The following is a 23,201-nucleotide window of genomic DNA, read 5'->3' on the forward strand; positions in this document are numbered from 1 at the left end:
ATCCGCATTCGGAATCGGGGCTCTGCAACCAAACCGTGGTCCCGCGCGGCGCCCCGGCGCCGCCCCCGGGGTACTGCGGGTAAGGGTCGACCAATGAACTGGGCGACGCTGCTGACCAACGCGCTCGTACCTCTCGCGTCGGTGATTTCGAGCGCCACCGTCGCGATTTGGACGAAGCGCATCGACGCCAGGAACAAGGAGGAAGACCGCCGCCACGAACGCGTCCTCGACTTCGAGAAGCGGGCGGCCGACGACAAGAAGGCCGTGTTGAAGTCGCTGATTTCGGCGACCATCTACGTCAAACGGGCGGCTCAATACGAGGGGTCCGGCACCGCCGAGGAGGTCGCCAGCCAGCGCCGCGCCGAGGCCATCCGAGAGCTCTACGACTTCCGCATGCGTCTCGGCCTCGACGACGGGGTGGCCGAGCTGATGGTCTACGCCGCGCCACCGGTGCGCGACGCGGTAAGTCTCCTGCTCGACGAGTGGGACCGCCAGTTCCGGGAGCATGGGTATTCGCTGACCCAATTGGATTCGTGCAAGCGACAATTGGCGCAGACGGCGGCCTGCCCCGCCCCGCAGGAGGACGTCACCGTGTACTACGAGGGCGAACTCAAATGGTCGGAGCTGAGGAGGGTGGAGATGGGGTGGCTGGACCGGTTGGGCCGGGACTCGGATCTCGACCTCGAGGCACTCGTGGAGTTGTGCGACCGCACCCTCGAGGCGGCGCACAGGGACTTGCGCGGCGGATACGGGCTCGACTTCTGACTCCTGCCGGCGCCGGGATGCTCCCCCCTGCCGACCGGGCGTAAACCGTTTGCTGGTTTTTCGGCGCGGCGGCTGGGTACCCTTATCCCCGTGCGCTTCGTTCCCGTTGCCGCCGCAGTCGGAGTAACCGTCGCGATGATGGTGGCGGCGCCCGCTCGTGCCGATTTGAGCGGTTACGGAAATTGCGTGGGAAGCATTACGCAAATCCCGCTGTCGGAACACGACTACCAGAACCAGCAGCTCCTCGGGGTCATTGAGCAGGATCTCAACTCCGGTGTTTCTCCGGCTGCCGAAGCGCAGCGGGTGTCGCACATGGGGTTCGACCCGCGGTTGGCCAATCGGATTGTGGAGTGCGTGGTTCAGGAACGCCCGTAGGCCGGCACGACTCATTCGGGTGACCCACACGTGGGCCACCACCGCGTTTCACGGTGGCGGCCCGGTGGTGTCAGTGTGATCGCGCGGCCTACGCCTTCCGGGTCAGCACCGGCAGGTGGTTGGGCGGTGAGGCCGGCGGACGGGGGTGCGTGCGCGCCGGCGCGTCGGTGACGACCGTCTTACCGTTGGTGCACGTGACGAGCTTTCCGGCGACGATGACGCCCTGGCCCTCGTCGATCGGGATGTCGTAGCCGTCCGGGTCCGTGTAGTGGCATCCGCCGCCCCCGCCGGTGGGCCCGTTGGGCTCGGCGAAAGCGGTGGCAGGCGCCACCGCGACAATGGCCAGCGCGCCGAACAGCGTGGCGGCGTACCGGAAACGAATCGATCTGCGGGCGGTGTTCTTCATGGTGATCTCCTGTAGGTCGTCGCGGCCCGTCGTTCGGGCCGCGTTCATCGACTTGGAGCTACCAGCAGCACCGAAGGGGACACTTTCGCCGATCCAAAGGTGGCACTTTCGGTACCTGTATCGCCAGGGTCTCCCCAGGGCCCCCACATGCCTGTCAACCTGGTTTAGATGACGGAAAACCAAGTCGCATCGCGCACAAGACTTTTCGATCTCAGTGGAAAGTACGCACTGGTCACTGGTGGCACCAGGGGTATCGGGCTGATGATAGCGCGCGGCCTTCTGCAGGCGGGCGCCCGCGTCGTCATCAGCTCACGCAATGCAGACGCGTGCGCGGGGGCGCGGCAGCAGTTGTCGAAATTTGGTGACATTCAAGCGATCCCCGCCGACCTGTCAAGCTACGAGGAGTGTCAGCGCCTCGCCAATCTCGTGACGTTGAACTCGGAACGCCTGAACATTTTAGTCAACAACGCGGGAGCGATGTGGCGCGAACCGCTGGCAACGTTCCCAGAGGAAGCCTGGGACACCGTGATCGACATCAACCTCAAGTCGCCGTTCTGGCTGGTGCAAGCGCTGCTGCCCGCACTTCGCAGATCGGGCACCGCCGATGATCCCGCTCGGGTCATCAACATCGGCAGCATCGCCGCCATCCACGTCGCCCAGTCGCCCAACTATTCGTACGCCAGCAGTAAAGCGGCACTTCATCAACTCACCAGAGTGCTTGCCAGGGAACTCGGCCCGCAGCACATCACGGTGAACGCAATAGCGCCGGGCCCCTTCCCGTCGCAGATGATGGCGTCGACGCTCGATGCCATCGGTGACGCGATTGCGGCGGCGGCCCCGCTGCGTCGGCTCGGCCGCGACGACGACATGGCGGGTGTCGCCGTGTTTCTCGCTAGCCGGGCCGGGTCCTACCTCACGGGCACCATCATCCCGGTAGACGGCGGCATCGCGACGACCGCGTCGGGTACTTAGGCGCCGGCGCCAGGCTTTCCAGCGGTCCCTCGTGCACACCTGTAAGCCAGGTCTCAACGCAGTCATCGGGGCACTCGCAGTGCCTCCCTCAGATTGCAGAGCGGGCCTACGGTAAGGGGATGGCCACGATGGATCTACGCGCCGAGATCCGGGAGTTTCTCAGCTCGCGTCGCGCCCGCATCGCACCCGAGCAGGCGGGCCTGACCGCCTACGGCGGCAATCGTCGGGTCAAAGGTCTGCGTCGCGAAGAGGTAGCGCTACTGGCGGGCGTATCTGTCGACTACTACGTGCGCATGGAACGCGGCAGCCTCGCCGGCGCCTCCGACGGCGTGCTCGACGCGTTGGCCTCTGCTCTGCAACTCGACGAGGCCGAGCGTGACCACCTGTTCCACCTCGCACGCCAATCCGGTGGGCCAAGCCGCCCACGCCGGCACAAGCCGGCCGTGACGGTGCGCTCGACACTGCAGCAGATGCTCGACGCCATCTCCGATGCGCCAGCCTGTATCCACAACGGCCGTTATGACGTGCTCGCCATGAACCAACTAGCCCGCGCGCTGTTCTCACCGGTGCTGGCCGATCCGCGACGGCCAGCGAACACAGCACGGTTCGTCTATCTGCACCCCGAGGCGGCCCGAGAATTTTTTGTCGACTACGACCAGATCGTCAGGGACGCGGCCGCGAAGCTGCGCATGGAAGCCGGCCGCAATCCGCACGACGAGGAGCTGATCGCCCTAGTCGGCGAACTGTCAACGCGCAGTGAGCTATTCCGGCAACGGTGGGCATCTCAGGACGTGCGGCTGCACCGGTCGGGCCGCAAGCGTTTGCACCATCCAGTCGTGGGTCAACTCGACTTGGACGTCGAGTCTTTGGAACTGCCCGACGAACCCAACCTGCGCCTCAACGTATACACCGCTGCCGCGGGTACGCCGACCGCGGATGGTCTAGCGCTACTAGCGTCGTGGGCGGCCACCCAACAGATGCTGGCGACCGAACTCTAAGCACCCGCAATCGCTGTTTCCCCCGCGAAGGTGGGTAAAGCGTCGACGTGTTGGATGCTCGGGTGATTCACATCCTTCGGTGCATGGGATTCTTCAGGTTTCGCAGATCCCGAGCACTTCGAGCGGATGTGTAGAGCCAAAGAGGTGGATCCAAGCGCTATTTGGTGACTCAGTTACAGGGCCGCTAGCCGCGCGGACGGTGCAGCCAAACGGTTACTCCGCGGGGTATTCCCAAATGTTCGTATGGTTCAACTCATGGTGATGTACACACACCATCGTCTTGCCCTGCCCATCCGTCGTTGGAGGCGCCCCGAACGGACACTGATCCCCCGGCGCCGGCGACAGCGGCGACAAGACCAACGCGCCAGTAATAAATGCGAATATCATCGTCGCGGTCCTTTCGCTAGCCGCTGTCCCTAGCACGATCTCGACACCAGCAGAGTTCAAAGAACGCGATGCCGTGGTCACGGCGTCACCGTGAGTGTTGTGTCTGGCGATCTCGCGACGCTCTTCACGTTCGTTGATGGGTTGGCGTCGACGGCGTGCTAATCGTGGGTGGTGATGATGGGATTGAGACGTACGTATGTTGCTGTACGTCTCTTTTCTCAAGCAGATCTCTTAGAGACGAAGACCCAGGAGTTATGGGTTTAGTCACCCGGGAGGGTGGCTATTGCATGCCACTGTTAAGTTCGCCTAGATACCAGGTCTCACCTGGGGTGATACTGGTGCGCGATACTGGGATTGAACCAGTGACCTCTTCCGTGTCAGGGAAGCGCTCTCCCGCTGAGCTAATCGCGCCGGGATCAAAAGCTGGAGGTGGAGACGGGAATCGAACCCGTGTGCACGGCTTTGCAGGCCGTTGCCTCACCACTCGGCCACTCCACCGCTGGGATTGATGCCACTTGCACCTTCGAGCGGATGACGGGATTCGAACCCGCGACCCTCACCTTGGCAAGGTGATGCGCTACCAACTGCGCTACATCCGCGCGCCTCGGACGAGATCGTCGCCCGTTGCGAAGCACGACGATAGTCGACGTGAGCGGGCACATACAAATTTCTCGGTACGAGCCGCGTCCAGGCTAGCGCAGACCCCGACAGGCGCACGCGGCCCATGCTGGGGAGCCGGTCCGTGCTAGTCTTCGACGTCGTTCGCCTCTCGGCGCCGGTCCCGTGGCTCAGTGGGAGAGCGTCCGCTTCACACGCGGAAGGTCGCTGGTTCGATCCCAGCCGGGACCACCACAAGTTGGCTGTTCGAGCCCAAATTTTCCCGCCATCGCCCCAGGTCCTTCCGCGATATGGTGTCACGACCAGTGCAAGGCGCACCGGCCTTACTCGCGAGGACAGAGACCGTCGATGGCCGACGTGGATGCAGAGGCGATCCAGCAGGATCTGATCGCCGGGGTCGCCGCGGAACTCGACTTTGAGGGTGTCGAGGAGATCGGGCGCGGCGGATTCGGGGTGGTCTACCGCTGCGCTCAGCCTGAACTGGACCGCCGGGTGGCGGTCAAGGTGCTCACCAACGACCTTGACCCCGACAACCTCGACCGCTTCCTGCGCGAGCAGCGCGCGATGGGCCGGCTCTCCGGTCACCCGCACATCGTCACGGTCCTGCAGGCCGGCACCACCCGCAGCGGCCGGCCGTTCATCGTCATGCCCTACCACGACAAGGGGTCGCTGTGGGGCCTGGTCAGCGGCCAGGGTCCCCTGCCCTGGCCCGAGGTGCTCAGCATCGGCGTCAAGCTCGCCGGGGCGCTGGAGGCCGCGCACCGCTCCGGCATTCTGCACCGCGACGTGAAGCCGGGAAACGTCCTGCTGACCGACTACGGCGAGCCGCAGCTGACCGACTTCGGCCTCGCGCGGATCGCCGGCGGGTTCGAAACCCGCGCCGGGGTGGTCATCGGTTCCCCCGCGTTCATCGCGCCGGAGCTACTCGAAGGCGCCACGCCGACAACCGGTTCCGACGTCTACTCGCTGGCCGCGACGCTGTTCTGCGCGCTGACCGGCCACCCGCCGATGGGCCGGTCGGTTACCGAAATGCTGACGGAACGGGGCGTGCCCGGCGACGTCATCGCCGTGATCGAGACCGGCATGACGCGCGACCCCACGCGCCGGCCGGTCACCGCGCTCGAATACGGCGAGCAGTTGCGCGAGGCGCAACGCCGTCACCGGATCCCCGTCGACACCATGGTCGTGCCGGTAGACCTGGCGGGATCGACAGTCCCGGCGGCCGCATACCGCGCTCGCGAAACCGCGTCGACGCCGCCGGCGCCGGCGACGAAATTCCGTCCCCCCGCCTCGACTCGATCGCTCGTCCCGCGCGACCGCTTGATGGCGCTGCTCCGCGAGGCCGGGCGCCGGCGGCTGATCCTCTTGCACGCGCCGTCGGGATACGGCAAGACCACCCTGGTGGCCCAGTGGCGCGCCGAACTGACCGCCGCCGGCGTGACGGTGGCCTGGCTGACGGTGGACGACGACGACAACAACGTGGTGTGGTTCCTCGCCCACCTGCTCGCCGCGATCCGGCGGGTGCGTCCCGCCCTCGCCGAACCGCTCGAGCAGATGCTCGAACAGCGCGGCGACGAGGCGACCCGCTACGTGTTGACCTCGCTGATCGACGCGATCGACGACCTCGGGGAACCGATCACCCTGGTCGTCGACGACTGGCAGCGGGTGTCCGACCCCCAAGCGATCGACGCCCTGCGCTTCCTGATCGAGCACGGGGGTGATCACCTGCAGATCGTCGTGACCAGCTGGTCGCGCCCCGCCGTGACGTTGAGCAAGCTGCGAGTCCGCGACGAGCTGGTCGAAATCGATTGCGAGAAGCTGCGTTTCGACAATGACGAGGCGCGGTCCCTGCTCAATGACGTCGCGGGGCTGCAGCTGGCCGGAGAGGACGTGGCGGCGCTGACCGCTTCGACGGACGGCTGGGTCGCCGCCCTGCAACTGGCGACGCTGTCCCTGCGGGGCGGCGGCGACGCAGGCGACCTGGTCAGCCGCATGGCCGGCGACGACGAGGCGGTCGAAGAATTCCTCGCCGAGAACGTCCTGGACACCCTGGAGCCCGAGCTGGTCGAGTTCATGATGGCGACCTCGATCACCGAACGAATCTGCGGTGAGCTGGCATCGGTGCTGGCCGAAGTCGGCGGCGGGCACGCCATTCTCGAGGACATCGAGCGGCGCGGCCTGTTCCTGCGCCGCATTGATCATGCCCCGCGATGGTTTCGCTACCACCAGATGTTCGCGGGGTTCTTGCGGCGCCGGCTCGAGCGCGACGATCCCGATCGTCTTGCCGAGCTGCACCACACGGCCTCGGAGTGGTTCGCCGAGCACGACCACATCAGCGAGGCCGTCGACCACGCGCTGGCCGCGGGGGAGACCGCGCACGCGGTCGACCTGGTCGAGCGCCTGGAGACCAGGGCGCTGATCAACCAGTCCCGCATGACGACGTTCCTGGGCCTGGTCGAGAAGCTGCCCCAGCAGCTCGTGGTCTCCCGGCCGCTGTTGCAGCTCGCGTCGGCGTGGGCCAACATCCTGCTGCACCGCAGCGAGGCCACCGAGGCCGCGCTGGAGCGCTTCACCGTCGCGCTGGCCAGGGCGGACCTGCCAGAGGCGAGGCGCGCGGACCTGACCCTGGAAGCCAGCGTGGTGCGGGCGGTGGCCGAGATCTATGCCGACCGGACCGACGGGCTGGAGGAACTGTTGGCCGACGTTGTGTCCCGCGCGGACGAGCTGCGTCCCGTGCTGCCGCAGGCCGCCGCCACCGCGTTGGCGTTCGCGGCGATCTACCGCTTCGATCTGCCGGCCGCGCAGCGACTCCTGGCGTGGGCGGAGCCCTTCAACGAGCAGGTCGGCGCGGTGGGCGCCGTCTACTCGTGCAGCTGGGCCGGCATCGCAGCCCGCCAGCGGCTCGACATCCCGCTCGCGCTGCGCAAGTTCCGCGAGGGTTTCGAGATCGGTTCGGCCGTGGGCTCGCACTCCTACGCGGCCCGCATCGCCGGCGCGGTGCTCGGCGAATTGCTCTACGAGACAGGCGAATTGGACGAGTCGGCCGCGCTGCTGGAGGAGAGCTATCACCTCGGTCCGGAAGGCGGCGGGGTGGACTACCTGGCTGCTCGCTACGTCGTCGGCGCCAAAGTCAAAGCCGCGCAGGGCGATCGCGACGAGGCGATCGGCCGCCTCGACGCCGGGATGGCGGTGGCCGAGAAGCTGCGGCTGCCGCGCCTGGCGGCCGCCATCAACCACGAGCGGGTCAGGCTGGGGCTGAAACTCGAACCCTCGGAGGCCGACCGGCTGCGGGCCGCCGGCGACGTGCCCCGGGACGGGAACGGGATCGCCACCGTCACCGCCGAGCTCGACGCGGCCTCCGGCATCCGGCTGCTCGCCCGAAGCCGCGCCCGAGACGACCGCGACCGGGCATGCCGGAACGCCGTCGCGCTGCTGGCCGGCATCGACGCGGCCGCCCGGCCGCTGGCGAACCTGCAGGCCCGCCTGCTGCTGGTCGAAACCCTCACCGCCGCCGGACGTCCCGCCGACGACGACCTCGCGCTGGTGCGTGCCCAGTGCACCCAACACGGATTGCCGCGGCTGCTCATCGACGCCGGCCTCGGCTGACGGCAGACAACACACACAAAGGACGGTGGAGCATGGTAGGCAACCAAGAAGGCATCGCAATCCTGAAACTCGAGTGCCCACAAGGCCATCCCGTCGGGAGGCTGCTCAAGGAGGCCCCCCATCAGGCGGTCGCCTTCGACCCGGGCGCCCAAGTGGGGCCCCGCCGCTTCTGGCCGGACGAAGACGACCAGCCCAGGTTCACCGCTCGATGCCGGTTCTGCGACAAGCCGGTGGGCGAGGCCACGACCGCGCTGCAGAACCAACTGGCCACCCTGATCGACGACGCGTCCGTGGCCAGCGCGACGGCCACGCTGCCGTACCTGTAGGTCGTGGCGGCTACTGTAAGAGCGACAGTAGCGACCGATGAGAGGAATCCCGTGGCCCAGGTTCCCCCGGCCCAGCACGACACCCCCCGCCCGCCGGAGGGGGATTGGCTCGGCACGCCGTATCTCACCCTCGAGCGGCACGGGTCGATCGCGGTGTGCACCATCGACCGCCCCGAAGCGCGCAACGCCCTGAGTCCCGCGATGTACTTCGGGATCCGTTACGCCGTCGGACGTGTCGCGGAGGACCCGGACCTGGCCGGGCTGCTGATCACCGGGACCGGGGACGTGTTCGCGCCCGGCGGTGACATGGGCGGCGGGGGAGCCACCGACAACTGGATCACCTTCGGCGGCGCGCTGGGCATGGACGTCACGCCGTTTGACACGGTGCGCACGTCGGCCAAACCCGTCGTCTCCGCGGTCAACGGCCTGTGCCAGGGCGGCGGGTTCCAGATCGCGCTGTGCAGCGACCTGTCGATCGTCAGCGAACGGGCCACCTTCCGCGTCCCCGAGCTGTTCCGCGGCTACGCCGACACCTACTACAGCCAGATGCTCACCCGCGTCATCGGGCCGGTGCGCACCCGCGACCTGATGTTCACCGGGCGGGTGCTGACCGCCGCGGAGGCCCTGGACTGGGGCCTGGTCACCCGCGTCGTGCCGCACGAGGACCTGCTGGACACCGCGAAAGAGCTACTCGCGCAGTGTTGTCGGACCGCGCCGCGGGCCCGCGGCGTGATCAAGTCGAGCATCGACAGCTACCTGGGTCTCTATGACCGCATCGGCATGACCAGCAGCCTCAGCGACGCCGAGGCCCGCGAGGGTTTCCGCGCGTTCAAGGAGCGCCGTTCACCCGACTGGGTGCACCCCGATCTGCGGGTCGAGGGACGGCTATAGGTCGATCCACTCTCCGTGCGGGGCGACCCGCAGCCGGTCGCCGATCCCGGCCTGGTCGAAGGCCGCCGCGAATTCGCCGGCGCCCTCGCTGAAGTGGGCCCAGCCGTCGACGTGGGCGGGTATGACGACGCGGGCGCCCAGGATCTCGGCGGCGGCGGCCGCGCGCGCCGAGGTCAGCGTCAGCGGCCGGCCGCGCTCCTTGGCCGGCACGCTCGCCGCGCCCGCGAACAGCACCGCGACGTCGATGACGCCCACCCGGTCGGCCACGTCCTTGACCGCCGCCATCGAGGCGTTGTCGCCGCTGAGGTACACGGTGGGCAGGCCGGGCCCGGACAGCACGAAGCCGGTCACCTCGCAGTTGACGTGCCCGCTGGCGTCGCGCTGCCCGTCGGCCGGCCCGTGAACCGCCGGAACCGCTTGCACCGCAAGCGATCCGGACAGCTCGTAGGTCTGCCAGGGCGCGACCCCCACCGTGGGTGGTCCCAGCCGGGCGGCGCCACCGGGGTGGGTGAGCACCAGCGGCGCGGCCAGGGCCATGCGGCGACCGTCGTCGTCGAGGTTGTCGGGATGCTGGTCGTGGCTGATCAACACCGCATCCACCGGGCCGAGCGCGTCGGCGTTCACCGCCGGCCCGGCGAGCTTGGTCAGGTATGCGTGCACACCGGGCGGGTCGAACGTCGGGTCCATCACGATCCGCCGGCCGGCGATGTCGACCACCGTGGTCGGCCCGCCCAGCACACTGATCGCACGATCGCGCCGTTGCGCGTCGACCGCGGCGCTCATACGCCCCGCCCCCGGCCACGCCAAAACGGTTCGCGCAGAGCGGATTTCAGGATCTTCCCGCTCGCGTTGCGGGGCAGCGATTCCACGAAGTCCACCGTCCTCGGGCACTTGTAGCCAGCGAGGTGCTGACGGCAGAAGCCGATGACGTCTTGCGCGTCGGTCTCGCCGTCGGCCACGACGATCGCCTTCACCGATTCACCCCAGAAGTCGTCGGGGACACCGATCACCGCGGCGTCGGTGATCGCGGGGTGCTCGATGAGCACGCTTTCCACCTCGGGCCCGTACACGTTCTCGCCGCCGGTGATGATCATGTCCTTCAGGCGGTCTTCGATGTAGACGTAGCCGTCCGCGTCCAGGCGCCCCACGTCGCCGGTGCGCACCCAGTCCTCGTCGGTGATCGTCTCGGCGGTCGCCTCCGGCCGGTTCAGGTAGCCGGTCATGTTCTGGTTGCTCCGCACCCAGATCTCGCCCGCCTCGCCGGCGGCCACCGCGGCGCCCGTCTCGGGATCCACCACCCGAATCTCGGTGCCCAGCACCGCCTTTCCGGCCGCCAGCTGCAGGTGTGGGCGCGCGGAATCGCGGTGGTCGTCGTCGCTTAGCGCGGTGACCGCCCCGCACAGCTCCGTCTGGCCGTACACCTGCACGAAACGGGTGTCGGGCCAGGTCGACAGCGCCCGGTGCAGCAGCGGCAGCGGCATCGGCGCGGCCCCGTAGACGATGTAGCGCAGGCCGGCGATCGTGGCGTGCGCCGCCTCGCCGGCGTCGAGGAACCGGGCGATCACCGGCGGGACGAAGAAGGCGTGGGTGGCGCCGGCCCGCACGGCGCCCGTGAGGGCGGCGGCGTCGGGTTCGCGGGTCATGATGGTGGGCACACCGGCCCGAATCCCGAACAGCGCGTAGCCGATTCCGCCGACATGGAACAGCGGCATGGCGACGAGGTTCGCGTCCCCGTCGTCGAAGGGGAAGGCCGGCGCCAGGTTCGCCGCGTGGTTGACCAGCGCACGCTGGCTCAGCAACACGCCCTTCGGGCGCCCCGTGGTGCCCGAGCTGTAGATCACCAGCGCGGTTTCGCTCTCGTGCACGTCGATGTCGCGCTCCGTGGGAGACGCGGCCGCCAGCAGGGATTCGTACTCGTCACCCACCACTACGATGCGCTCCACCCCCGGCGCGCGTGCGGCGGCCGCCTCGGCCGCGGCCCGCAGCTCGGCGCCGACGAAGAGCAGCCGCGCCCCGCTGTCGTCGAGCACGTGCACGAGTTCGTCGCCCATCGCGCGCCAGTTGACGACGGTGGTCACGGCCCCGATCGACGCCGCGGCGAACAGCACCTCGAGGCAGGCGGGGTGGTTCTTGTCCAGGAACGCGACGCTCTGACCGCGCCGCACACCGGCGGCGCGCAGCGCGCCGGCCGCACGGCGGATTCGCGCGGCCCAGTCGGCCCAGGACCACTCCAATTCGCCGTAGCGGATCGCGACGGCGTCGGGCCGCTGCTGTGCGTGCCGATCGACGAATCCCGCCAGCGTCTCCGTGGTGTTCGCCGTGGTGTCGGCTGGTGGCATGAGGCCCCTCCGAGGTCGGTTTGCTCCATTCTGCGATAGCGATCATGCCAGGACGTGCGGGCGGCCTGCCCGGTCCGCTGGGAGGTTCCGCCTACCACTGGTCACCAACAAGTCCTGGCGCAACGGTCGCCGCGGTCGCACGATCGAGCCATGCCAGCAAGGACGCGTCTGCCACCACTGCCACCGGCCACGTTGAGCGCTGATCAACGGGAGCTCTATGACGACATGGCGGCGATGATCGAAGACCACTTCGGGGAACTCATTGCCCGCCGCGAGGACGGTGCCCTTATCGGCCCCTTCAACGGCTGGCTGCATTTCCCGAATTTCGGGAAGCCGGCCTGGGCCTTCAACAAGGCGCTATGGGAGCACAGCGTGCTGCCCGCCACGGTCCACCAGCTGGTGATCATGGTGACCGCCGCCAAGTTCGGTGCTCGCTACGAGATCTATGGCCACGAGTACTTCGCCCGACGCGCGGGGCTGCCCGACCGGACGATCGCGACCATCGCCGCCGGCGAGCGGCCCAGCGACCTCAGCAGTGACCAGGCGGTCGCCTACGACATGGCGGCGGCGCTGAACCGTGGCGGGGCGCTGGCCGAGACGACGTACCAGGCGGCGCGACGTACGTTCGGTGAGCAAGGCCTCGCCGAAATCGTTTTTCTTGTCGGCTGCTTCTCGATGGTGGCCGTCACCCTCAACGCGTTCGATGCGTCGGTTCCGGGACGCGAGGGGGACGGCGAATAGTACTGTACGCCTTGCTGATTCGCCTGAACCAGTTCGCATCCCTCATTCCATCGAGCGGATCATCATCCCGCCGTCGTCCACGGCCTGCGGGGTCGCGTTGTTGTTCTGCCGGAAGTCGATGAACGCCGACCGCTGGTTGGACGTGTTCAGCAGCTCGGTGAACGTGCCCAGGACGGGAATCGGGCCCTCCGGGGCCGGCACGTCGGCCGTGTAGTCGATGGACGCCTGCTGTTGAAAGTTCGCGCTCTGCAGCGGCCGGGTGTCCGGCGCGGTCAAAGTCTTCATCTCGCCCAGGCCGGAAGATGACGCGTACTCGCTCATGTCGGCCTGCAACACCGCACCGACATCCGTCGCGCCGGCGGGCTTGACCGCGACCCGCAGCTGCGCGCTGCCGTCGGCGTTGCTGAGCGCCACCCAATTCGGCCCGCGGTGCCCGAGCGTCCAGCCGGGCGCGGGGACGATCGAGACGCCGTCGGCAACATCGACCGGATCGGCCGAGGCGAGCCGCACCGGCGCCGCATGGGTGGTCGGGAAGAGGACGACCGCCGCGGTCACGGCGGTGGCGACGGCCAGGCGGGCGGCTGCCCGCCGCGGGCGTATTGGCTGGGGGGTCGACATGTGTGGCTCCTGCTCAGGCTCTGGGCGAACGGGGGGATTCGCCCGCCGGTTCTAACGATCTCCCCGCAAGCGGGCCGGTGTCCAAGACCGCGGCACTATTTGGTGATAGCTCTCCTCTATCGAAACCGGCTTCGGCGGCGGACCGGTGTGTCAACATGTCTGCGGCCCAACCGACCTTCGACCGAGGGGACCAGACGTGGCGAACCCTGACCGTGCCCGCTCACGCACCTTCGTCGTGACGGGCGCCGCGTCCGGAATCGGCCTGGCGACCGCGCGGCGCCTACTGGCCGAAGGGGGCACGGTGATCGGCGCCGACCTGACCGCCGCGCCCGACCTGGGGCCGGGGTTCACGTTCGTCACCGCCGACGTCACCGACGAGGCGGCGATCGCTGCGGTGCTCGCCGCCGTGCCCGACCGCCTGGACGGCGTGCTGCACGCCGCCGGGGTCGCCGGCGGCGGCCCGGTCCACCTGCTCGACAGGGCCGAGTGGGACCGGGTCATCGGGATCAACCTGACCGGCACGTTCCTGGTCGCCAAGGCGGCGCTGGCCCGGATGATCGAGCAACCCCGGGTCGACGGCGAACGGGGTTCGCTGGTGACCGTCGCCAGCGTCGAGGGCCTGGAAGGCACGGCGGGTGGCAGCTCGTACAACGCGGCGAAGGGCGGCGTCGTCCTGCTCACCAAGAACATCGCGCTCGACTACGGACCGAGCGGCATCCGTGCCAACGCCATCTGCCCCGGCTTCATCGAAACGCCGATGGCGCAAAGCGTGTTCGGCCTGCCGGGCATGGAGGGCCCGCTGCACTCCATCACCGAAGAACACGCCTTGCAACGGCTGGGGCAGCCGGAGGAGGTCGCGGCCATGGCGGCGTTCCTGCTGTCGCCCGACGCCTCCTTCGTCAGCGGCCAGGCAATCGCCGTCGACGGCGGCTACACCGCAGGCCGCGATCACGGTGTCGTGAAACTCTTCGGCTTTCCCGAATAGCGCTTTAAGATTCGCGCATGGTCACTCCCGACGAGGCGATCGAGGCGATCCGAGGCACCGGCGGTGCCCAGCCGGGTTGTCGCGCGCTGCACGCCAAAGGCACGCTCTACCGCGGCACGTTCACCGCGACCCCGGACGCGGTCATGCTTTCGCGCGCAAAGCATCTCGACGGCTCGACGGTCCCGGCGCTGATCCGATTCTCCAATGGCGCGGGCAATCCCAAGCAGCGCGACAATGTGCCGGGGATCCGCGGGATGGCGGTGAAGTTCACGCTGCCCGACGGCTCCACCACCGACGTGTCGACGCAGACCGCCCGGCTGTTCGTCTCGAGCACGCCCGACGGATTCGTCGATCTGCTCAAGGCGATGCGGCCCGGCCTGACCACGCCGCTGCGCATGGCCAAATACTTCCTCACCCATCCGCGGCTGCTCGGCGCGCTGCCGGTGGTGCGCGACGCCAACAAGATCCCGGCCAGCTACGCGACCACCGAATACCACGGCTTGCACGCATTCCGCTGGGTCGCCGCCGACGGCAGCGCCAGATTCGTTCGCTACCATCTGGTTCCGGCTGCCGCGCAGAACTACCTGTCCGCGTCGGCCGCCCACGGCGAGGGTGCGGACTTCCTCACCGACGAGCTGAATGCGCGCCTGGACAGCGGGCCGGTGCGGTTCGAATATCGCGTGCAGATCGCCGGTCCCGCCGACTCCACGGTCGACCCGTCCGCGGCATGGCAGAGCACTCAGATCGCGACCGTCGGCACCATCGAGATCACCGGCCTGGAGACCCAACGCGAGCACGGCGGCGACATCGTCGTGTTCGACCCGATGCGGGTGACCGACGGCATCGAACCCTCCGACGACCCGGTCCTGCACTTCCGGACGCTCGCGTATTCGGCGTCGGTCAAGCTGCGCACCGGCGTCGACCGCGGGGCCGAGGCGCCGCCCGCCTGACCGGGAAACCCCCGCCCGCACTCGCCCGCGGGCCGAAACCGGCGGCAGGCTAAGGTTTTTCTTCAGTGTCGCCTTCCCACATGCTCTTGATCTGTTTGGCCGGGCTCGGCGCGGGCGCCATCAACGCGCTCGTCGGGTCCGGCACCTTGATCACGTTCCCGACTTTGGTCGCCCTCGGCTTCCCGCCGGTCACCGCCACCATGTCGAACGCCATCGGCCTGGTCGCCGGCAGCGTGTCGGGCACCTGGGGCTACCGCGCCGAGTTGCGCGGTCAATGGAATCGCCTGCGCTGGCAGCTGCCCGCCTCGTTGGCCGGCGCGGTGCTGGGCGCCTTCCTGTTGCTGCACCTGCCGGAGAAAGTCTTCGCCGAGGTGGTGCCGGTGCTGCTGGTGCTGGCTTTGGTGCTGGTGGTCGTGGGCCCACGGATCCAGGCGTGGACCGGCCGGCGCGCCGAGGTAGCCGGCCGCTCACCCGAACACATCACCCCCGGCCGCATGGCGGTCCTGGTGCTCGGCACGTTCGCCGTCGGCGTCTACGGCGGCTATTTCACCGCCGCCCAGGGCATCCTGCTGGTCGGGGTGATGGGCGCGCTGCTGCCGGAGTCGGTGCAGCGCATGAACGCCGCCAAGAACCTGCTCACGCTGGTGGTGAATGTGGTTGCCGCCGTGGCCTATACGTTGGTGGCGTTCGACCGGATCAGCTGGCCGGCCGCCGGGCTGATCGCGGCGGGCTCACTGGTTGGCGGACTGATCGGGGCGCGGTACGGGCGGCGGCTGTCGGGCAACGCGCTGCGGGCGACGATCGTGGTGGTCGGCCTGATCGGGCTGTACCGACTGGTCGCCGTGGCGTGACCGAGGCGCGGGCCGCATCGGCTGTGCGTTCACGGCTTTGAGTGTGCGCCCAGGGAGGGCCCGCCCGGCGTGTCGCCGCCCTGGGCGCACGCGCAAGTGAACAGAGGCGCGGCAACCGGTTCAGTCCAGCGTGGCGGCGGCCACCTCGTCGATGACGTCCCTCACCTCGCCGCGCTTGCGCCACGCCCGCCGCTGGCGCATCGCCCCGTTGCCCTGGGCTGCGACGCGGTCGAGTTCGCTTACGACGCGGCCATATTCGCCGAGCGTCTCCAACGCCGGCCGCACGCGTTGCACGAGGGCGCCCAACTGATCGCGCGCGGACACGGCTCCGCGGCCGTGGACCAGGTCGAGCGTGCGTCCGGCGAGGCCGTCGTGGGCGGCCTTCCAGTAGGCCGCGCGCAGGGCCGCCGGGGGAAGCCGCCCGGGCTGGTCGTCCTCGAGTGCCGTCATCACCGCGGCCCGGACCAGCGTCGCGAGCAACACCGTCTCGGCAACCGTCGCCGGCACGTCGGCGACCCGCACCTCGATCGTCGGGAAATTCTCCGACGGGCGCACGTCCCAATAGACCATCTTGCGGTCCAGGATGACCTCGCTGTCGATCAGCATCCGCACCGTGCGGTCGTAGTCGTCGGGGGAGGGGAAGAAGGGCGGGGGCCCGGCCACCGGCCAGCGCCGCCACAGTACGCTGCGCCAGCTGGCGTAGCCGCTGTCGGCGCTGCGGTAGATCGCCGAATTCGCCGACAGCGCAAGCAATGACGGCAGCCACGGCCACAGCCAGTTACTGACGTGAATGGCGGCCGCACGGTCGGGAACCTGCACGTGCACATGGCAGCCGCAGATGCCTTGCTCGTGGGCGACCATCCCGTACTCGGCGCCGATACGCCGATAACGCGGGGTGTCGGTGACGGGAAACTCGTGGGGCGTGGCGGGCGGAAGCCCGGCCGCGAGCAGCCGCAGCCCCACCGACTCGGCCGCCTCGGCGGCCGTGCGCCGCAACCGGGACAATTCCTCGCCGAGTTCCGAGCTGGTCGCCACGACACTGGAGGTGGTCTCCACCTGGCAGCTGCTCAGTTCCAGCTGCAACTCGACGCCCCGGCGTTGGGCCGCGGCGGCCACATCGCCGTTTCGCGGAGCCGGTTCGCCCGTTCGCGGGTCGACGAGGAGAAATTCCTCTTCCGCTCCGAAGGTGGGAGGGTCGCTCATCCCGTCGGGGGCGGGCCGATCAGTGGCGGCGCTGCCCCGTCACCAACGGGCCGCGGACGCCAGCGCGGAGTCAGCGGTCGGGTAGATGGGCAGCAGCGCGGACAGGCCGCACGCGTCGACGATGCGGGCGACGATCGGCTCGCGGCTGACCAGGCGCAGCTCGACGCCGCGGTTCTTGCAGCGCTTCGCCTCGTCGGCCAGCACCGCGAAGGCGCAGCAGCCCATGAATTCGAGGCCCGTGACGTCAATGACCAAGGGCCCCGGCGCGGCGACGATGCCGGCGACCTCGCTGATCAGCTGGCGCCAGGTGTGCTCATTGCAGGCGTCGACCTCCCCGCCCGCGTAGATCAGCACCGCCGGTCCGCTGCGATCGGCTGTCGCGCGCAGCGTGCTGTTCGGATCGCCCAACTCATAGACCAGCTTGGTGCTCAGCATGAGGTGGGTAGTTGTCATAGGTTCTGCAATGGCCGAGCTCATCGTGGCCTCCTAATCGACTCGCGTCTCACGACGCTGCGATGGATGCCCGTCCTGCCGTCTGAAGACAGACTCTTCGCGGAGTGCGAATCTCATTTCTATAACAAGACAGGTCGGTCTGTCTACATGTCCTGGCTAAGAGTATGTTGTGCGTTGTTATGACAACTTCCGATGTCGGAACGCCTCCCGCGTCGGCTCGTCAACGCATCTTGACCGCCGCATATGACCTGTTCAGCCGACGTGGAATCCGTGCTGTCGGCACGGAGGAGGTGATCGAGAGGGCCGGCGTCGCCAAGGCCACGCTGTACCGGCATTTCGCCACCAAAAACGACCTCGTGCTGGCCGTGCTGCAGCGGCGCGAGGAGGTGTGGACCCACGGCCTGATCGAGGAGCAGTCCCGCCAGCGCGCCGACACGCCCGAGGAGCAGTTGCTCGCGATCTTCGACGTCATGCACGACTGGATCCAGCTGCGCGACGGCTACGAGGGCTGCTCGTTCATCAACGTGCTGCTGGAGCTCGGTCCCGACTCCCCGGCCGGGCAGGCCTGCATCGTCCACATCGACCACGTCCGCGACATCGTGCGCCAGCGCGCCGTCGCGGCGGGGCTGATCGACGTCGAGGACTTCGCCTCGTCCTGGCACATCCTGATGAAGGGCGCCATCGTGTTGGCGGCCGTCGGCGACACCGACGCGGCTCTGCGCGCCCGCCGGATGGCGGTCGGTCTGATCGAAGAGCACCGGCCGGTGGTGCCCGGGGATCTCGGCGAGGCGGCCAGCTGAGCCGCTGGGGTCAGGCCGCGGTGTTCTCGGCCTTGCGGTAGTGCTCTTCCTCGAGTTCGGCGATGGCCCGCGAGGTGCGTTCCCGCAGCGCGAAGGCGGCGATCAAGCCGCAGACGATGGCGATGACGAGTGCGATCCAGGAGAACCGCTCCAGCCAGCGCTCGGCGGCCATCCCGGCGAAGTACACCACCGCGGTGGTGCCGCCGGCCCAGCAGATGGCGCCCGAGACGTTGGCCGCCAGGAAGCGCGGGTAGTGCATCTTCAGCGCCCCGGCGAGTGGCCCGGCGAAAATCCGCAACAGGGCGATGAAGCGGCCGAAGAAAACCGCCCGAACTCCCCAGCGGTTGAACAACTTTTCGGCCAACGCGACGTGTCCGGGACCGAAATGTTTGGGGAACCGCCGGCCCAGGCGGTCGAAGAGCGGCATGCCGAACTTGCGTCCGATCGTGTAACCGATCGAGTCGCCGACCACGGCGCCGATCACCGCGGCGACGCCCACGCCGATCGGGTTGACGGGCAGGTCGTCGTGCGAGGCCATCAGGGCCGCGCTGACCAGGATGATCTCGCCGGGAAGGGGGATGCCCAGGCTTTCGAGCCCGACCACACCGCCGACCACCAGGTAGATCGCGAGCGGTGGGATCGCGTGCAGCAAAGCCTCGACGTCCATGCGTCCAGGATGCCTGACCGTCCGGCGATACGCGCCCTAAACCCTCCGGTTCGCGTCGGCCGGCCTGCTCGGCGTGCCGAGGCTCTCCAGCTGTGGGCGCTTGGGCTCCCGACCGTCGGCCGACGACAGGCCGCGCAGCCGGCGCCAGATCCACGGGAAGAAGCTGTCCTGCGTCCAGCGCAGCTGCTCGTACGCGCCGGTGGTGCGCGAGCGGCGCCGGGCGTCGGGAGTTGTGTGGGCCCAATCATGGTTGCTGCCAGGCAGATTCAGTGCCTCGGCGGCCGCCGCGGCGAACAGCATGTGTCCTTTGCTGGAGGCGTGCACCCGGTCGATGGCCCAGGTGTCCAGCTCGCGCATCGACGGCGCGTTGTACAGGTCGACGAGCCCGAACCCGTAGCGGTCGGCGGCCGCCGTGATCGCCGCGTTGATGCGGGCGAGACGGCCCGACACCAGCCGTCCGAGTGGGAGGAATTGCGCGACGTTCGGGAAGGTCGTCGTCACCACCGTGGCCCCGGACCCGGCCAGCGCGGCGTAGACGTGTTCGAGGTCGGCCAGGGCCGGGCCGAACGACCGGCCCGGCTGGATGACGTCGTTCATCCCGGCGCACACCGTGATCAGGTCCGGCTGCATCGCCAGGGCCTGCGGAACCTGCTCGTCCAAGACGTCGGCGATCCGCTTGCCGCGGATCGCGAGGTTGGCGTAATGCAGGCCGGGGTAGTGCGCATCCACCATGGCGGCGAGCCGGTCGGCAAAGCCGAGGAGACCCACGACGTCGTCGCCGTCCCATAAGCCCTCGGTCTGGCTGTCCCCGATGGCGACGTAACGGCGATATCCGCAAGGCATAGCCCCGTACACGAAGCCGAGAATAATAGCCATCGCATCCCCGGTGCGGGAAGCGCGGCCACCCACGCGCCCGACGCGGGTCACCGCCCGTCGACTAGCGTCGGTGGGCATGGCGATGCCTTTGAAGGGCAATGCAATTCACGCGGGCCGGCGGGGAAACGTCGCGATCGGTGTTCTCGTCGCCGTGGCCCTGTTCGTGGCGGGGCTGCTGTGGGCGAAGTGGCTGCCTTACGCCGGCAAGGCCGCCACGGCCCGTCGCACCCACCACTGGTCGGGATCGAGCGTTCTCACGGTGGGCGGCGTCCACCCCGGCGATCGACCGGCCTGGCACGCCGCGGCGACCTTCTTCCACGCCTACGTGGCGTCGATCTGGCCGGCGTTGGTGGCCGCGCTGCTGATCAGCGCCTCGGTGCAGGCGTTGCTCCCGCGCCCGTGGCTGCCGCGCGTGCTGAACCGTCGCGCTCCGCTGTCCAGTGCGCTGGCCGGCGGGGTCGCCGGCATGCCGTCGATGATGTGCACGTGTTGCGCCGCCCCGGTCGCCGTCACCCTGCGGCGCAACGGCGTCACACCGGCGGCGGCCATCGCCTACTGGCTGGGGAACCCGCTGCTCAACCCGGCGGTGCTCGTTTTCCTGCTCTTCGTCGCTCCCTGGCAATGGAGCCTGACGCGCGTGGTCGTCGGCATCGCGACGGTGCTCGGGGTCGGGGCCGCGGTGGGATTGCTGTCCCGGCCGGACGGCGTAGTCCCGGCGCCTGACGCGAGCCCGCCTTCGGTTGGCGACGAGAGCGGGGGCAGGCCGCGCCGGTTCGTGCGGGCGCTGCTGTGGCTGGTGCTGTTTTTGCTGCCCGAGTACGCGGTCCTGGTGCTCGTGGTCGGGGCGTTCCGCGGTTTCCTGCTCACCTTGGGGCAACCGGCGCACCGTGGGCTGCTGCTGGGCCTGCTGCTCGTCCTGGTCGTCGCGATCGCCGGCACGCTCATGGTCATCCCGACGGCGGGGGAGATCCCGATCCTGCAAGGGCTGGCCCTGCTGGGCGCGTCGTCGGGGACGATCGGTGCGCTGCTGATCACCCTTCCGGCGGTGAGCGTTCCGGGCGCCGCGATGGTCGCCCGCAGCTTCGGGTGGAAGGCCACCGCGACCGCGACCGGCATCGTTGTCGCTGCGGGAATCCTCGGCGCTGTGGTGCTCAGCTTGCTGTGACTCGCAACCGGCGCGAGTACCTTCACTGTCATGGCGAGAAAGGGCGAGCGGGCCGCCGAAGCCCCGGCCGCCGATTCGCTTGCGCCGCAGTATCCGATCGAGTCGGTCGACAACGCGCTCAAGCTGCTTCTGCTGCTGGGCGAGCAACCCCAGATCCGGTTGAGCGAAGCCACCCGCTACCTGGGTGTGGCGTCGTCCACCGCGCATCGGTTGCTGGCGATGCTGGCCTATCGCGGGTTCGTCCGGCAGGACCCGGTGTCCAGGGCCTACCTGCCCGGCCCGGCGCTGACCGGCGTCGCGTTCGCCATCTTCGGCCGCATCGACATCCAGCGAGCGGCCACCCCGGTCATGCGCGGCCTCGGCGAACAGCTGCGCGAGACGATTCACGTCGGGATGTTGGACGGGGCCAGCGTCCGGTTCGTCGCCGCTGTCGAGGGCCCGGCCGCGGTCCGGGTGGCGTCCCGGCTGGGCCGCAGCATGCCGGCGCATTGCACCTCGACGGGCAAGGTCATGCTGGCGCAGCTGCCCGAGGCGGAGTTGCGTCAGCTGCTGCCGCGAGAACGGTTGCAGCGCATCACCTCGTCGTCGATCGGCAGCCGGACCGAACTGGAGGCCGAGCTCGCCGCCATCCGCGAGCGCGGCTACGCCATCAACCGGGAGGAGAGCGAGGAAGGCGTCGCGTCGGTCGCGGTGCCGATACCCACCCGGGCGCCGGGCCTGCGGCTGGCGCTCAATGCCGCCGCACCCCAGAACCGGCTCGACGCCGCCCGCTATGCCACGGTGGCCGCCGCACTTGTCAAGGCGGCCAAGGAGATTGGCGACCAGCTCGGCTGAGTCCGCCTCCAGTTACCTCCGGTGCCCCGGTCGCAGGAACACATCGTCGAGCGTCACCGTGCGCAGCCCGCGGGCTCGGATGATGTCGACGAGCTGCCCGTACACATGGGTGGCCGGTGGATGGTTGAGGTGGCCGATCACGATGTTCTGCGGGAGGAACGACTGGTAGGCCATCCGGACGATCTGGTCCTCGGAAACCAGCGCGGAATCCCGTAAGTCGCCGGACCACAAGGTGGTCACCTCATAGCCCAGCCCGGCGGCCACGGCGGCGACCGCGGCGTCGTGATGGCCGTACGGGGGCCGGAAGTACGGGGTGGCGTCAACGCCGTACGTGTTCCGCAGGAACGCGTCGGTGCGAGCGAGTTCGTCGGCGATTTGGGCCTTCGAGAGCCGAGTCAGGTCGGGATGTGTCCACGTGTGATTGGCCAGCTGGATCTGCCCGGAGTCGACCAGGGGTCGAAGCAGGCCCGCGTTGTCGGTCCACGAGTGGTAGGCGCCGGTAACGAAATACGTGAGCCGCACCCCGGTGTCCCGCGCGAATTGCGTGTACAGCCGCACCACGTCGGTGTCGGCGCCGTCGTCGACCGTCCAGGCCAGGAGATTGCCGTTGCCCGGAAGCCTGTTCAGCACACCGCCACCGGGTAGCGCGACGCGCGATCGAGGGTCCGGCGGGGGCGACAACGGCGCGGGTCCGGCAACATCACCCAGCGCCACGCACTCGTCAGGCCCGCCGGCGGCGACGGCCACCGTCGCGGCCAGCGCGGCCAGGAACCGGCGCCGGTCCAGTTCGGCCACGTCCATACTCCTCGGCCGTCGGCGCCTTTCGGGCACCGCGAAATTCGGGTCAGCTCGCGGGACAGACTAGGTGCACAGGTAGTTGGGTCCGGCCAGGTAAGGCGAGTGTCCGCCGACCGATACGAACCTGTGACGCAAGCTCAGTCAACCGGCAACCACAAACTTGAGTAGTCTTACGGATCCGGCGGGCAGCGCTCTGCCGCAGGCTGTTTGGCATGACCGTTCCCAACAGCATGTCCAAGACCACCGCCGCGTTTTTCGTTCAGGCCGCCGCCGCGTTCGCGATCAGCTTCGTGACCGCGCTGGGCGGGATCTACCTGCTTCCGCTCGACGCGTGGCAGCGAGGCTTCCTCGGCATCACCTTCCTGTTCTTGGTGTCGAGCGCGTTCACCCTGGCCAAGGTGATTCGCGACCAGCAGGAGGCCGCGACGGTGCGGGTGCGCCTTGACGAAGCGCGCATCGAGAGACTGCTGGCCGACTACGACCCGCTCAACGCCGCCGCGAACTGAGTAGTACTACTCAGGCCCGACGCGTAGAACTGCGCGGGCGCGGGCCCGCCCGACCGGCAATGCTTGGTCCA

General features: G+C 68.8%; 24 protein-coding genes and 4 tRNA genes. 16 read left to right on the forward strand and 12 right to left on the reverse strand.

Features of this window, described 5'->3' with window-relative positions:
* The first annotated feature begins 93 nt into the window (after nucleotides 1-93).
* Together A5704_RS25685 and A5704_RS25690 are read left to right on the forward strand one after the other, a co-directional pair.
* Nucleotides 94-765, forward strand: a complete 672-nt coding sequence (locus A5704_RS25685; protein ID WP_067891748.1) for a hypothetical protein — start codon at nucleotides 94-96, stop codon at nucleotides 763-765.
* Between the two features lie 90 nt (nucleotides 766-855).
* Entirely contained in the window at nucleotides 856-1,140 is a 285-nt protein-coding gene (locus A5704_RS25690; RefSeq protein WP_156737765.1) for a hypothetical protein, read from the forward strand.
* 88 nt (nucleotides 1,141-1,228) lie between these two features.
* Here A5704_RS25690 and A5704_RS25695 read toward each other — a convergent pair whose 3' ends face one another.
* Complete coding sequence (locus tag A5704_RS25695) at nucleotides 1,229-1,594, reverse strand: hypothetical protein (RefSeq protein WP_231969363.1); 366 nt, start codon at nucleotides 1,592-1,594, stop codon at nucleotides 1,229-1,231.
* Nucleotides 1,595-1,714: 120 nt separating this feature from the next.
* Between A5704_RS25695 and A5704_RS25700 the strand changes: the two genes are divergently transcribed.
* Complete coding sequence (locus A5704_RS25700; protein WP_067891755.1) at nucleotides 1,715-2,518, forward strand: SDR family oxidoreductase; 804 nt, start codon at nucleotides 1,715-1,717, stop codon at nucleotides 2,516-2,518.
* Between the two features lie 119 nt (nucleotides 2,519-2,637).
* Nucleotides 2,638-3,516 (forward strand): helix-turn-helix transcriptional regulator, encoded by an 879-nt coding sequence (locus A5704_RS25705; protein ID WP_067891758.1) that lies wholly within the window; start codon nucleotides 2,638-2,640, stop codon nucleotides 3,514-3,516.
* Between the two features lie 723 nt (nucleotides 3,517-4,239).
* On the opposite strand, the gene A5704_RS25710 is transcribed toward A5704_RS25705, so the two are convergent.
* The 3 genes from A5704_RS25710 to A5704_RS25720 form a co-directional block, all read right to left on the reverse strand.
* Nucleotides 4,240-4,314 (reverse strand) — tRNA-Val (locus A5704_RS25710).
* 13 nt (nucleotides 4,315-4,327) lie between these two features.
* A tRNA-Cys gene (locus A5704_RS25715) sits at nucleotides 4,328-4,401 on the reverse strand.
* Between the two features lie 28 nt (nucleotides 4,402-4,429).
* Nucleotides 4,430-4,502 (reverse strand) — tRNA-Gly (locus A5704_RS25720).
* Nucleotides 4,503-4,680: 178 nt separating this feature from the next.
* On the opposite strand from A5704_RS25720, the gene A5704_RS25725 reads away from it, so the two are divergent.
* The 4 genes from A5704_RS25725 (at nucleotide 4,681) to A5704_RS25740 (ending at nucleotide 9,344) form a co-directional block, all read left to right on the forward strand.
* Nucleotides 4,681-4,755 (forward strand) — tRNA-Val (locus A5704_RS25725).
* A gap of 114 nt (nucleotides 4,756-4,869) precedes the next feature.
* The gene (locus tag A5704_RS25730) at nucleotides 4,870-8,127 is read left to right on the forward strand and encodes a serine/threonine-protein kinase (RefSeq protein WP_067891761.1); all 3,258 of its coding nucleotides are present in this window, start codon (nucleotides 4,870-4,872) and stop codon (nucleotides 8,125-8,127) included.
* Nucleotides 8,128-8,159: 32 nt separating this feature from the next.
* Nucleotides 8,160-8,453 carry a hypothetical protein gene (locus tag A5704_RS25735; RefSeq protein WP_067891764.1) on the forward strand — a complete coding sequence of 98 codons (294 nt, stop codon included), beginning with the start codon at nucleotides 8,160-8,162 and terminating at the stop codon, nucleotides 8,451-8,453.
* A 51-nt stretch (nucleotides 8,454-8,504) separates the two neighbouring features.
* Nucleotides 8,505-9,344, forward strand: a complete 840-nt coding sequence (locus A5704_RS25740; RefSeq protein ID WP_067891767.1) for an enoyl-CoA hydratase/isomerase family protein — start codon at nucleotides 8,505-8,507, stop codon at nucleotides 9,342-9,344.
* On the opposite strand, the gene A5704_RS25745 is transcribed toward A5704_RS25740, so the two are convergent.
* Nucleotides 9,339-10,127: an MBL fold metallo-hydrolase gene (locus tag A5704_RS25745; protein ID WP_067891770.1), complete on the reverse strand. Its 789-nt coding sequence runs from the start codon at nucleotides 10,125-10,127 to the stop codon at nucleotides 9,339-9,341. The genes A5704_RS25740 and A5704_RS25745 overlap by 6 nt on opposite strands.
* Nucleotides 10,124-11,683 carry a long-chain-fatty-acid--CoA ligase gene (locus A5704_RS25750; RefSeq protein ID WP_067891774.1) on the reverse strand — a complete coding sequence of 520 codons (1,560 nt, stop codon included), beginning with the start codon at nucleotides 11,681-11,683 and terminating at the stop codon, nucleotides 10,124-10,126. Before A5704_RS25750 ends, A5704_RS25745 begins: the two co-directional genes overlap by 4 nt.
* Nucleotides 11,684-11,833: 150 nt before the next feature.
* On the opposite strand from A5704_RS25750, the gene A5704_RS25755 reads away from it, so the two are divergent.
* Nucleotides 11,834-12,424 carry a carboxymuconolactone decarboxylase family protein gene (locus tag A5704_RS25755; protein ID WP_067891776.1) on the forward strand — a complete coding sequence of 197 codons (591 nt, stop codon included), beginning with the start codon at nucleotides 11,834-11,836 and terminating at the stop codon, nucleotides 12,422-12,424.
* A 42-nt stretch (nucleotides 12,425-12,466) separates the two neighbouring features.
* On the opposite strand, the gene A5704_RS25760 is transcribed toward A5704_RS25755, so the two are convergent.
* Complete coding sequence (locus tag A5704_RS25760) at nucleotides 12,467-13,042, reverse strand: hypothetical protein (RefSeq protein ID WP_067782584.1); 576 nt, start codon at nucleotides 13,040-13,042, stop codon at nucleotides 12,467-12,469.
* Nucleotides 13,043-13,238: 196 nt separating this feature from the next.
* Between A5704_RS25760 and A5704_RS25765 the strand changes: the two genes are divergently transcribed.
* The 3 genes from A5704_RS25765 to A5704_RS25775 all read left to right on the forward strand — a co-directional run bounded on the left by A5704_RS25765 (nucleotide 13,239) and on the right by A5704_RS25775 (nucleotide 15,828).
* Nucleotides 13,239-14,027 carry an SDR family NAD(P)-dependent oxidoreductase gene (locus A5704_RS25765; RefSeq protein WP_067782582.1) on the forward strand — a complete coding sequence of 263 codons (789 nt, stop codon included), beginning with the start codon at nucleotides 13,239-13,241 and terminating at the stop codon, nucleotides 14,025-14,027.
* 17 nt (nucleotides 14,028-14,044) lie between these two features.
* On the forward strand, nucleotides 14,045-14,977 hold the full coding sequence (locus A5704_RS25770; RefSeq protein WP_067751606.1) for a catalase family peroxidase: 933 nt from the start codon (nucleotides 14,045-14,047) through the stop codon (nucleotides 14,975-14,977).
* Between the two features lie 65 nt (nucleotides 14,978-15,042).
* Nucleotides 15,043-15,828, forward strand: a complete 786-nt coding sequence (locus A5704_RS25775) for a sulfite exporter TauE/SafE family protein (protein WP_082954976.1) — start codon at nucleotides 15,043-15,045, stop codon at nucleotides 15,826-15,828.
* A gap of 120 nt (nucleotides 15,829-15,948) precedes the next feature.
* Here A5704_RS25775 and A5704_RS25780 read toward each other — a convergent pair whose 3' ends face one another.
* Nucleotides 15,949-17,031 carry a glutamate--cysteine ligase gene (locus tag A5704_RS25780; protein ID WP_067782579.1) on the reverse strand — a complete coding sequence of 361 codons (1,083 nt, stop codon included), beginning with the start codon at nucleotides 17,029-17,031 and terminating at the stop codon, nucleotides 15,949-15,951.
* A gap of 39 nt (nucleotides 17,032-17,070) precedes the next feature.
* On the reverse strand, nucleotides 17,071-17,508 hold the full coding sequence (locus tag A5704_RS25785) for an anti-sigma factor antagonist (protein ID WP_067751614.1): 438 nt from the start codon (nucleotides 17,506-17,508) through the stop codon (nucleotides 17,071-17,073).
* A gap of 155 nt (nucleotides 17,509-17,663) precedes the next feature.
* On the opposite strand from A5704_RS25785, the gene A5704_RS25790 reads away from it, so the two are divergent.
* A complete protein-coding gene (locus A5704_RS25790; RefSeq protein ID WP_067751617.1) occupies nucleotides 17,664-18,284 on the forward strand; it encodes a TetR/AcrR family transcriptional regulator in 621 nt (206 codons plus the stop codon).
* Nucleotides 18,285-18,294: 10 nt separating this feature from the next.
* Here the strand turns inward: A5704_RS25790 and A5704_RS25795 are convergent, their stop codons facing one another.
* Both A5704_RS25795 and A5704_RS25800 read right to left on the reverse strand, forming a co-directional pair.
* The gene (locus A5704_RS25795) at nucleotides 18,295-18,951 is read right to left on the reverse strand and encodes a DedA family protein (RefSeq protein ID WP_067891779.1); all 657 of its coding nucleotides are present in this window, start codon (nucleotides 18,949-18,951) and stop codon (nucleotides 18,295-18,297) included.
* 36 nt (nucleotides 18,952-18,987) lie between these two features.
* Nucleotides 18,988-19,827, reverse strand: a complete 840-nt coding sequence (locus A5704_RS25800) for an SGNH/GDSL hydrolase family protein (RefSeq protein WP_369828503.1) — start codon at nucleotides 19,825-19,827, stop codon at nucleotides 18,988-18,990.
* A gap of 76 nt (nucleotides 19,828-19,903) precedes the next feature.
* Here A5704_RS25800 and A5704_RS25805 point away from each other — a divergent pair, with 76 nt between their 5' ends.
* Both A5704_RS25805 and A5704_RS25810 read left to right on the forward strand, forming a co-directional pair.
* On the forward strand, nucleotides 19,904-20,992 hold the full coding sequence (locus A5704_RS25805) for a permease (protein WP_067891784.1): 1,089 nt from the start codon (nucleotides 19,904-19,906) through the stop codon (nucleotides 20,990-20,992).
* Between the two features lie 30 nt (nucleotides 20,993-21,022).
* The gene (locus tag A5704_RS25810) at nucleotides 21,023-21,826 is read left to right on the forward strand and encodes an IclR family transcriptional regulator (protein WP_067891785.1); all 804 of its coding nucleotides are present in this window, start codon (nucleotides 21,023-21,025) and stop codon (nucleotides 21,824-21,826) included.
* A 12-nt stretch (nucleotides 21,827-21,838) separates the two neighbouring features.
* Here A5704_RS25810 and A5704_RS25815 read toward each other — a convergent pair whose 3' ends face one another.
* Complete coding sequence (locus A5704_RS25815; RefSeq protein ID WP_082950112.1) at nucleotides 21,839-22,612, reverse strand: polysaccharide deacetylase family protein; 774 nt, start codon at nucleotides 22,610-22,612, stop codon at nucleotides 21,839-21,841.
* Nucleotides 22,613-22,836: 224 nt separating this feature from the next.
* Here A5704_RS25815 and A5704_RS25820 point away from each other — a divergent pair, with 224 nt between their 5' ends.
* Nucleotides 22,837-23,130 carry a YiaA/YiaB family inner membrane protein gene (locus A5704_RS25820; RefSeq protein ID WP_067751635.1) on the forward strand — a complete coding sequence of 98 codons (294 nt, stop codon included), beginning with the start codon at nucleotides 22,837-22,839 and terminating at the stop codon, nucleotides 23,128-23,130.
* The last annotated feature ends 71 nt before the right edge of the window (nucleotides 23,131-23,201 follow it).

This window comes from Mycobacterium sp. E735 (genome assembly GCF_001666955.1).
Classification (GTDB): domain Bacteria; phylum Actinomycetota; class Actinomycetes; order Mycobacteriales; family Mycobacteriaceae; genus Mycobacterium.

Excerpts from the sequence above, each read along its gene's own strand:
- A5704_RS25685 (WP_067891748.1), top strand. The coding sequence starts at position 94 with ATGAACTGGGCGACGCTGCTGACCAACGCGCTCGTACCTCTCGCGTCG.
- A5704_RS25695 (WP_231969363.1), bottom strand. The coding sequence starts at position 1,594 with ATGAACGCGGCCCGAACGACGGGCCGCGACGACCTACAGGAGATCACC.
- A5704_RS25700 (WP_067891755.1), top strand. The coding sequence starts at position 1,715 with ATGACGGAAAACCAAGTCGCATCGCGCACAAGACTTTTCGATCTCAGT.
- A5704_RS25705 (WP_067891758.1), top strand. The coding sequence starts at position 2,638 with ATGGCCACGATGGATCTACGCGCCGAGATCCGGGAGTTTCTCAGCTCG.
- A5704_RS25730 (WP_067891761.1), top strand. The coding sequence starts at position 4,870 with ATGGCCGACGTGGATGCAGAGGCGATCCAGCAGGATCTGATCGCCGGG.
- A5704_RS25735 (WP_067891764.1), top strand. The coding sequence starts at position 8,160 with ATGGTAGGCAACCAAGAAGGCATCGCAATCCTGAAACTCGAGTGCCCA.
- A5704_RS25745 (WP_067891770.1), bottom strand. The coding sequence starts at position 10,127 with ATGAGCGCCGCGGTCGACGCGCAACGGCGCGATCGTGCGATCAGTGTG.
- A5704_RS25750 (WP_067891774.1), bottom strand. The coding sequence starts at position 11,683 with ATGCCACCAGCCGACACCACGGCGAACACCACGGAGACGCTGGCGGGA.
- A5704_RS25755 (WP_067891776.1), top strand. The coding sequence starts at position 11,834 with ATGCCAGCAAGGACGCGTCTGCCACCACTGCCACCGGCCACGTTGAGC.
- A5704_RS25760 (WP_067782584.1), bottom strand. The coding sequence starts at position 13,042 with ATGTCGACCCCCCAGCCAATACGCCCGCGGCGGGCAGCCGCCCGCCTG.
- A5704_RS25770 (WP_067751606.1), top strand. The coding sequence starts at position 14,045 with ATGGTCACTCCCGACGAGGCGATCGAGGCGATCCGAGGCACCGGCGGT.
- A5704_RS25780 (WP_067782579.1), bottom strand. The coding sequence starts at position 17,031 with ATGAGCGACCCTCCCACCTTCGGAGCGGAAGAGGAATTTCTCCTCGTC.
- A5704_RS25785 (WP_067751614.1), bottom strand. The coding sequence starts at position 17,508 with ATGAGCTCGGCCATTGCAGAACCTATGACAACTACCCACCTCATGCTG.
- A5704_RS25790 (WP_067751617.1), top strand. The coding sequence starts at position 17,664 with ATGACAACTTCCGATGTCGGAACGCCTCCCGCGTCGGCTCGTCAACGC.
- A5704_RS25795 (WP_067891779.1), bottom strand. The coding sequence starts at position 18,951 with ATGGACGTCGAGGCTTTGCTGCACGCGATCCCACCGCTCGCGATCTAC.
- A5704_RS25800 (WP_369828503.1), bottom strand. The coding sequence starts at position 19,827 with ATGGCTATTATTCTCGGCTTCGTGTACGGGGCTATGCCTTGCGGATAT.
- A5704_RS25805 (WP_067891784.1), top strand. The coding sequence starts at position 19,904 with ATGGCGATGCCTTTGAAGGGCAATGCAATTCACGCGGGCCGGCGGGGA.
- A5704_RS25810 (WP_067891785.1), top strand. The coding sequence starts at position 21,023 with ATGGCGAGAAAGGGCGAGCGGGCCGCCGAAGCCCCGGCCGCCGATTCG.
- A5704_RS25820 (WP_067751635.1), top strand. The coding sequence starts at position 22,837 with ATGACCGTTCCCAACAGCATGTCCAAGACCACCGCCGCGTTTTTCGTT.